This window comes from Amycolatopsis sp. NPDC004169 (assembly GCF_040610315.1).
Classification (GTDB): Bacteria; Actinomycetota; Actinomycetes; order Mycobacteriales; family Pseudonocardiaceae; genus Amycolatopsis.
The window spans coordinates 255,942-263,834 of record NZ_JBEXMD010000010.1; the positions used below are offsets into that span (position 1 = coordinate 255,942).

9 protein-coding genes are annotated in these 7,893 nt (G+C 73.7%); 6 read left to right on the plus strand and 3 right to left on the minus strand.

Annotated elements, in window-relative coordinates:
* Window positions 1–5 precede the first annotated feature (5 nt).
* From ABZX11_RS16840 to ABZX11_RS16865, 6 genes are all read left to right on the plus strand, one after another.
* Window positions 6–458 (plus strand): hypothetical protein, encoded by a 453-nt coding sequence (locus ABZX11_RS16840; protein ID WP_354913807.1) that lies wholly within the window; start codon window positions 6–8, stop codon window positions 456–458.
* Between the two features lie 223 nt (window positions 459–681).
* Window positions 682–1,359 (plus strand): hypothetical protein, encoded by a 678-nt coding sequence (locus tag ABZX11_RS16845; protein WP_176176380.1) that lies wholly within the window; start codon window positions 682–684, stop codon window positions 1,357–1,359.
* Window positions 1,356–1,871: a hypothetical protein gene (locus tag ABZX11_RS16850; RefSeq protein WP_176176381.1), complete on the plus strand. Its 516-nt coding sequence runs from the start codon at window positions 1,356–1,358 to the stop codon at window positions 1,869–1,871. The genes ABZX11_RS16845 and ABZX11_RS16850 overlap by 4 nt, the downstream gene beginning before the upstream one ends.
* A complete protein-coding gene (locus tag ABZX11_RS16855; RefSeq protein WP_354913810.1) occupies window positions 1,837–2,403 on the plus strand; it encodes a hypothetical protein in 567 nt (188 codons plus the stop codon). Before ABZX11_RS16850 ends, ABZX11_RS16855 begins: the two co-directional genes overlap by 35 nt.
* Window positions 2,400–2,573, plus strand: a complete 174-nt coding sequence (locus ABZX11_RS16860) for a hypothetical protein (protein ID WP_176176383.1) — start codon at window positions 2,400–2,402, stop codon at window positions 2,571–2,573. The genes ABZX11_RS16855 and ABZX11_RS16860 overlap by 4 nt, the downstream gene beginning before the upstream one ends.
* A gap of 18 nt (window positions 2,574–2,591) precedes the next feature.
* Window positions 2,592–3,155 (plus strand): hypothetical protein, encoded by a 564-nt coding sequence (locus ABZX11_RS16865; protein WP_354913812.1) that lies wholly within the window; start codon window positions 2,592–2,594, stop codon window positions 3,153–3,155.
* Here ABZX11_RS16865 and ABZX11_RS16870 read toward each other — a convergent pair.
* From ABZX11_RS16870 to ABZX11_RS16880, 3 genes are all read right to left on the minus strand, one after another.
* The gene (locus ABZX11_RS16870; RefSeq protein WP_354913814.1) at window positions 3,130–6,405 is read right to left on the minus strand and encodes a S8 family serine peptidase; all 3,276 of its coding nucleotides are present in this window, start codon (window positions 6,403–6,405) and stop codon (window positions 3,130–3,132) included. The two genes, ABZX11_RS16865 and ABZX11_RS16870, sit on opposite strands and share 26 nt — an antisense overlap.
* 165 nt (window positions 6,406–6,570) lie before the next feature.
* Window positions 6,571–7,467, minus strand: coding sequence for a LacI family DNA-binding transcriptional regulator (locus ABZX11_RS16875; RefSeq protein WP_354913816.1), 897 nt, complete (start codon window positions 7,465–7,467; stop codon window positions 6,571–6,573).
* A gap of 160 nt (window positions 7,468–7,627) precedes the next feature.
* Entirely contained in the window at window positions 7,628–7,771 is a 144-nt protein-coding gene (locus tag ABZX11_RS16880) for a hypothetical protein (protein ID WP_354913818.1), read from the minus strand.
* Window positions 7,772–7,893 lie beyond the last annotated feature (122 nt).

Here is a 7,893-nt window from a genome sequence, read left to right on the forward strand (position 1 = left end):
TGCGCATGCCGCTGTTCGACTACTTCCGCGCCCCCGACGCCGATGCCGTGCGACAGGCGTTGGACGCCGGTGGTGGAGCCACTCCCGTCGGCGCCGTCTTCGACGGGATCGAAGCGAAAGGCGTCGATCCCAGCGTCGTGCTCGCCATGATGGTTGCGGCCGTCCGGCAGGTGCCGTGGAGCGCGGACCTGGTGGACGACCGTCTCGTGTGGCCGGTCGGTGTCGAGCAGGATCCCGAGTACGACGGTCCGTGGGTCTCCGAACTGAACACTTCCGCCCGCGATGTGCTGGCCGGAGCCGGCGACCTGCCCCGGGTCGCGCGGGAATGGGCGCAGGTCGAAGAACTCGGCGGCAACGTCGACGTCGCGGACGCGCAGGTCTTCGTCGAGTCCATCGTCGACCTCGCGCGGCGGGCCCGGGAAGCCGATGAGCCCCTCTTCTGCTGGATCAGCCTCTGATCGCCGGAACCCGGCGGTGATTTTCCGGCCAACTCCGCCCGATTTTCCGAGTACCGGATCGCCGCAGCAACAGCCATTCCGGTGGCCCAAACGACATCGACTCACGGTATTCAGCGCCAAAAATACCGCCCCCGATCGGAGCAATTCCCCGCACTCCGGAAAATGATCGTGGCCGCCGTCGAATCCGTCGGTTAGGCTCCCTTCCGGGGAATCGGAGGGTCTCATGGCTGCACAACGGCTGCGATTGGTCGCGCCGAGCGGGGATCGGGTCACCGTCGGGTTGCCCGCCGCCGCTCCCGTTTCGCACGTCGTCGCCGGGGTCCGGTTCGTCGGGGGTTCCTACGGCACCGGGTTCCAGATCGGGCCGCGTGGCTACCACGATTTCGCGTGCACGTACGTCGCTCCGGCCGACACGCGGGAGCGGCTTCTCGTGCACGGCCGGGAAGTCGTCGTCGCCGAGGCGCGGGATCGGCAGTCCTCCGTGGCCACCCTGCTCGGTGCCTACCACGAACTGATGACCGTCTACGCCGGTCCGGCGCCCCACCGCGAGCGCGTGCTCGCCCTGTTCGGCTCGCTGCGGATCGAAGACCACGCCGACGGCATGACCGTCGTCCCCCGCGCGGAGACGCTGCTGGACCCGATGAACGAGCACCTCGTCGTCGTGGTGAAGGACCACGGTTCGCTGTCGATCCCCGCGCCGCGGCAGGCCGCCGCCCTGGTTCCGCGGCACGCCGGTGCGCGCACGAAACACGGCGAGGTCTGGAGATCCGCCGCGCGGTCGTTCGTCCTCGGCTGCCCGGCGGGCGCGGCCGAGGTCCACCTCGCGGACTCGGCGGCCCGGACCGCGCGGGACCGGCTCGACTGGCTCGACGGGATCGAGATCGCCTGGGACCGCCGATGACCCCGTCGCTCGCGATCACCCTGATCACCTGGGCGGCGATCGTCCTGCTGTTCTTCGGGCTGGCGGCCGTCCTGCGCGAAGTCCGGCTGCTGCGCGGGATGGTCACCGGCGGCACGGACGGGTTCAGCGCCGCGCCGCCCGATCTGGTCCTCGGCCCGCAGTTCGCCGGCCGGGTCGTCGCCGCGGTCGATTCGGGGTGCCCGCTGTGCCTCACCGTGGCCGAGCGGCTCGCCGGGCTCGGCGCGGACGCGACCCTGCTGACCCACGAACCCCTGACGGCGTGGGCGGAACTGGCCCACGGCCTGCCGGTGGTCAGCGACGGCGAGGCGTGGCGCTCGGTTTCCCACCTTTCGCCGCCGGTGCTGATGCTGGCCGACGAAACCGGCCGCGTCCGCCGGATGCTGCTGCCGTCCCGCGTGTCCGAAGTGGACACTGCGCTGGCCGGCTGGGCCGAACCGATGGAAGGAGAGGGCAGCGGTGACGCTGGAGCTGGCGCACATTCCCGACGTTGACCGGCCGGACCCGGGCGCCACGCCCACCCGCGCGGGCCGCAAGCTGAAGGTCCGCGGCACGCGCCGGACGTTCCTGCGCGCGGTCACGCTCGGTGCGCTGACCCTCGGCGCGACCGCGCTCGACTGGTCCGGCCTGTCCCGGCTGCGCAAGGCCGGCGCCGAGTTCAGCCCGTACGGCATGCCGGGCTTCGACCGCAACGACTGCCGCGACGCCTACCCCACCGGCTACGCCGAACTGGGCGACACCAGCGGCGCGTACGCCAGCACCTACGCCGCCTGCTTCGGCGGGTTCTGGCGGGGGAGCACCTACTGCGAAGCGGGCTGGCACAAGTACGGCACCTGGAACGATGGCGGCATCCAGGTCGACCACCAGCCGGTGGCCAACACGTGCGGCCAGTTCGTCGGCAAGAACGCGTGGCGGTGGACGACGCCGGACCAGCGCGTCTACCGCTGCTCCGACGGCTTCTCCACCTTCTGGGGCGGCGGCTCGACCGGCCAGACGTACCTGACGATCTGCCGCGCCGCCCTGTGACACCCGGGGTTTCCCGGCGCCGGTGGCACCCGCTGACGATCGCCGCCGGGCTCGTCCTCGCCGCGGTCGCGGCGATGCTCGCGCTCGTGGTCGCGCCGGGTGCGCTGCTGCCGGGTGCGTGGCTCGTCCTGTGCGCGGCGGCCGGGTTCGCCACCAGCGGCTCCACCTGAAGCCGGAACTCGGCCTCCGTGCTGAGCTCGCCGGTCTGGCGAGGCACCCCGACCCTGGCGTTCGGCGCCGGCCTGGTTTCCGGCGGCGCGCTCACCGCGCTCGTCCTGCTCGTGGCCGGTTCGCTGCTGCGCGTCCCGCTCCCGGCGGCCGTGTGCTGGGCCGTCGTGGCTGCGGCGCTGGGTGCGGTGCTGCTGCGGGACGCCGGGGTGTGGTCGTTCCGGCTGCCGGAGAACCGGCGGCTGGTGCCGGACACGGTGTTCCGCCTCGGCCGGCACCTCGGCCCGCTGCAGTTCGGGTTCGAAATGGGCACGGGCGCCCGCACCTACCTGCCCAGCGGCCTGCCGTACGTCGCCGCGATCGCCGTGGCCCTGACCGCTCCGCTGCCCGCCGCGCTGGCCGCGGGCGCGGGGTTCGGGCTGGGCCGGGCGCTGATGACCACGGCGAACCTGCGCTACGACGCCGAACGCGGCTGGGACGGCGAATGGCTGGCCCACGGCCGGACACTGAGGGTCCTGACCGGGACCGCCTTCGCCGGCCCGCTCGCCGCGATCGCCGTCACGGCGCTGTCTGGTACGCCCTGAGCACCGTCTGGCTGACCGCGTTGCCTTCCGCGTCCCGGGCCGTGATCCGCAGCGACACAAACCCGTCGCCCGGCGGGTTGTGCACCACGGCGAGGCCGCCGTTGCCGATGCGGGCTGTGGGCACGACCGTCCACTTCGCACCGTCGTCAATGGATGTTTCGACGCGCAGGTCCGTCAGCCGGAGCTCGCCCGCCCCCGGCTGCCGCTGGGCGGTCAGCGCGAGCACGAACGGCTTGCCCGCCGGCGCGCGGCTCTGGTCGTCGACCGCGCCCTCGGCCCGGACCACCAGCAGCGGCAACGGTTTCGCCGGCGCCGCCAGGCCGGGGTCGCGGAACGTCCACGCCACGTCCACCGCCGTCCCCACCACCGACCACGGCACGCTGCGCGTGGCCACGGACCGCAGGGTGTAGGTGCCGGCGCCGTCCGGGATCGCCAGCGCCCCGATGGCCGGGCTCTCCGCGGTGGCCAGCACGACGCCGTCCCGCGACAGCGTCGCCGTGCCGGTGAGGCCACCCGGCGGTGTGGTGTACTGCTGCGGGTCACTGCCCGAGACCAGCGGGATCGCGTACGCCAGCTGGTTCCCGGCGCGCAGGACACCCCAGCCGTCCTGCGGCGCGCCGAACGCCGGCCCGACCGGGGCGCGGTTCCAGCCGGAGTGCTGCGGCCCCGCCCGGTAGGTCCGGTACGAGTAGCTGCTTTCCGCGTCGGTCAGCGGATCCGGGTACACCGCCAGCAGGTGCTGCCAGCTCACCCCGGTCGTGTAGTACTCGGTGCGCCGGCTCGGCAGCGCCTGCGGCGCGACCTGGTACGTCCCGCTGTCGGCGCCCGGGAACCCGAAGGTGACGTCGTCCAGCCGCAGGCTCTCCGCCGGTCTGCCCTGCGTGTGGTAGCGGGCGTCGACCACCGCGAGGTCCCGGTCGCGCACCCGGAAGACCGGGTCGGCAGGCACGCGGCCGCGTTCGAGCAGGGCCAGCTGGTAGACGTCGGCGCCGGCCGCCAGCGTCGCGCGGAAGTACAGCGCGTAGGTGTGGTCGGTGACCACGCGGTCCGAGCCGGCCGCGTACAGCTCGGTGCCCGGCTGGATGATCCAGGCCAGCGTGTTCGTGCGGGTACCGCCCGGATTGCCCGACACCAGGCCGAGTTCGCCGCCCTGCAGCCGGGTGTCCGGGCGATCGACCACCGCGCGCAGCGGACGGCCGGTGCGCGCGTCCAGCGTGACCGAGACGTCGCCGGTCACCGGCTGGCCCGGCCGAGACAACAGCGTCACGGCGGCCGGCCGGGTCTGGCCGGTGGGATCGCCGGACACGTCGAGCGCGTTGAGGTCGTAGCGGCCCTTGGGCACCCGCACCCTGGCCGTACCGTCGGCGCTGAACGGCCGCACGCCGAACGCGGCGCCGGTCGCGGTGTCGACGAGCGTCGCGACGCCCGCGGTGAACCGCCCGTCGCGGCCGATCAGGCGTACGGACACGTCGTAGCTTTCCGCCTCCAGGAACGCCCCGAGCGCGGTCTGCACCGCGATGCCGGGCGCCGTCGCGGTCAACCGGCCGCCGAGCAGCCCGGCCGCGGCCCCGCCCGCCTGCAGGGTGACACCGACGTCGGCGGCGCCGTGCGCGGGCACCACCACCGAGGCGGCCGACGGCGTGAACAGCGGTGAGGTGGTGGCGAGGGCCAGCGTGACGGCCGCGTCGCCGTCGTTGCGGTAGCTGACGGTCTTGGTCACCGGCCGGGTGCGGGGCCAGGCGAGGAAGCCGTAGCCGAGGCTGCCGGTGGTGGCGGTGACCTGCTGGGTGACCGCACGCCCGGCGTCCACCCGGCCTGCACCCTGCTCGTCGACGCCGGCGGTGGGCCGGGCCGTGCTCGTCAGCGTGGTCTTGAGCCGGCCGGCGAGCCAGTCCGGGTGCCGCTGGAGCAGCAAGGCCGCCGTGCCGGCGACGTGCGGCGCCGCCATCGACGTCCCGGAAAGCCGGGCGTAGTGGGCGTCCACCGGTGCGGTGTCGCCGTCGCGCGTGCCCGCGGCCCGGGCCGAGACGATGCCCTCGCCCGGTGCGGCGATGTCGGGCTTGACCGCGTAGTCGCCGAGCCGCGCGCCCCGGTTCGAGAACGGGCTGGTGGTGTCCTGGGCCGACACGCTGCCGACCGCCAGCGCCGCGTCGGCCGCGGCGGGCGCGACGACCGGTCCCGGTTCGGGCAGGTCGAGGGAGCGGTCGTTGCCCGCCGAGGCGACGAACAGGGTGCCGTAGCGGGCGGTCAGCGCGTTCACCGACTCCGACACCGGGTCCGTGCCGTCGGTCGCGGCGCCGCCGAGGCTCAGGTTGACCACGCGGACCTGCGGCGCGATCCACTCCAGGCCGGCGATCACCGCGGATTCCGGGCAGCCGTACGCCACGCAGACCTTGCCGCTGACCAGCCGCGCGTCCGGCGCGACCCCGCGGTACCGGCCACCGGAGGCGGCTCCGGTGCCGGCGATGATGCCGGCGACGTGCGTGCCGTGGCCGAGGTCGTCGCCCGCGTCCGGCCGGGTCCCGGTGAAGTCCCGGGCCGCCACCACCTTGCCCGCGAGGTCCGGGTGGCCGGCGTCGACGCCGGTGTCGAGCAGGCCGACCGTGACGCCGCGGCCGGTGTAGCCCGCCTGCCTCGCGGCCGGGCCGCCGATCTGCGGGACGCTGACGTCGAGGGCCGGCGTGGCCAGGCCGTCCAGCCACACCCGGCCCACCCCGGGCCGCAGTGCTGATCCGGCGGTGAGCCACGACCAGAACTCCGTGCCGCGGCGCCGGTCCTGGTGCAGGGCCGCGCCGCGCACGCTCGGCAGGTCGCGGACGGCCGTGGTGGCCGGCGGCGCGGCCGCGGGGGAGCCGCCGGAGTAGGTGACGATCAGCGGGAGGCTCGCCGCGGAATCGGCCAGGTGCTGGCGCAGCAGCTCGGACACGTCGAACAGCCGGGGATCGAGCCGGCCGGACGCCACCAGCGCCAGCGCGTCCGCGGGGACCACGGTGATGTCCCCGGGCTCGGTGCCGGTGTGCGTCTCGCGGAAGAACCCGATCCGGTCGCGGCCCGGGCCCGGTTCGACGAGGACCGTGCTCCCGCCGCGGGAATCCGGGAGCACCCGCACCCGGTCGCCGGTGACGAGCGTGACGGACCGGCCCGGATCGCCGGGGGAGACCGGTGCCGCGGCCGGTGCCGCCGTGGCCGGAACGGGTACCGAGAAACCCGCCACCACCGCGGCCGCCAGCGCCAGCTGTCTTCGATGCATGATTCCCCCGGATTCGGCTCGGCCACAATGCGCGCATGCGGAACAGCGGCGCGGCCACGTTAACACCGGCACCGGTGGTGCGGGCAATACGGCGATTCCGTGAACCAACAACCGACAATTGATCACCGAAATACCGGCAGTGGTCCCGAAATGGGCTGAGGTATTTCAGGCGGGGCTCGCCGGCGGCGCGGTGCTGGCGCCGACGGTCAGCTTCGGCGCCAGCAGCCGGGTGCCGGGCGCGGTGCCGTCGTCGAGCTGCCCGATGACGGTCTCGACGGCCAGCGCGCCGAGCTCCCGCGCCGGGATCGCCACGCGGGTCAGCTCCAGGAGGCTGTGCTCGGTCAGGCTTTCCGGGCAGACCGTGACGAGCGAGATGTCCTCGGGCACCCGCAGCCCGCGCTCGTGCAGGCCCGCGAGCACCGCGGGCAGTGCGGTTTCGTTGTGCACCACGATGGCGGTGACGTCCGGTTGCCTGGTGAAGAGCGCGTCGAGGCCGCGCAGGGTTTTCCGGTGGGTGTTTCCCCAGGCCAGCGTGGTGGAGCGGAGGCCGCGGCGGGCCGCTTCGGCCGTGAAACCCCTGGCGAGCCGGGTCGCGGAACTGCTGCCGCGCCGGTAGGCCGCGGGCGGCGAGCCGATCAGGGCGACGTGCTCGTGGCCGAGCCCGGCGAGGTGGCCGAAGCACGCCGCGCCGGCCGCGGCGAAGTCGAGGTCGAGGCAGGCGAGCCCACGCGGCCGGTCCGGCACGCCGATCAGCAGCGCCGGCCGCCCCAGCCCGAGCAGCACCGGCACCCGCGGATCGGCCGCCTCGACATCCATCAGCACGACACCGTCGGCAATCGACGACGACACGGCCCGGCGCAGCGCGGCGGGTCCGTCTTCGGCGGTGACCAGCAGCAGGGCGTGGTCCCGGGCCCCGGCCGCGGAAATCGCGGCGGCCACGAACTCCCGCACGACGACGTCGTGCGGGCCGGCACGCAGCGGCACGACCAGGGCCAGGACATTCGTCCGGGGAGCGGCTTCGAGCCGGGCCCCGGTCTGCCGGTGGTGACCGCGCTTGCGCATCGTGTTTTCCCTGCCCCCAGGAGACGGCGACCCGTCACGATTCGTCGAACCGCGTCGACGACTTTCGAAAGTAGAACACTCATCTCGGATGTGCAAGCAGCAACGGACCGGGCGCGAATGCATTCGCTGGGTAGTGCGAAGATCGAATCGATAATGGTGGTCACGTGTCGATTTCCTCGATCCCGAACGCGGGGATCGGGCTGCGGCGGTCGGCGAGCCGGTCACTCCTGTGGGCCGCCTGCGTGCTCGCCGCACCGACCGAATGGACGGCGAAAACCGGCGGCCGGTAACGCAAGGCGACCATGCACCTCACCAGACCTCCCCCGCCCCTCATCCCAGCTGTCCCTTCAGCCGGCGGGCGGGTTTGTCAAGGCACGCTTAAACCCCCATAAAAAACCCACCCCCGGGGGGAAAAACCAAAAGAGG

Bases quoted from the DNA above. Each gene is read 5' to 3' on its own strand.
- ABZX11_RS16880 (WP_354913818.1), bottom strand. From the start codon at position 7,771: ATGGTCGCCTTGCGTTACCGGCCGCCGGTTTTCGCCGTCCATTCGGTC.
- ABZX11_RS16870 (WP_354913814.1), bottom strand. From the start codon at position 6,405: ATGCATCGAAGACAGCTGGCGCTGGCGGCCGCGGTGGTGGCGGGTTTC.
- ABZX11_RS16875 (WP_354913816.1), bottom strand. From the start codon at position 7,467: ATGCGCAAGCGCGGTCACCACCGGCAGACCGGGGCCCGGCTCGAAGCC.
- ABZX11_RS16845 (WP_176176380.1), top strand. From the start codon at position 682: ATGGCTGCACAACGGCTGCGATTGGTCGCGCCGAGCGGGGATCGGGTC.
- ABZX11_RS16840 (WP_354913807.1), top strand. From the start codon at position 6: ATGCCGCTGTTCGACTACTTCCGCGCCCCCGACGCCGATGCCGTGCGA.
- ABZX11_RS16850 (WP_176176381.1), top strand. From the start codon at position 1,356: ATGACCCCGTCGCTCGCGATCACCCTGATCACCTGGGCGGCGATCGTC.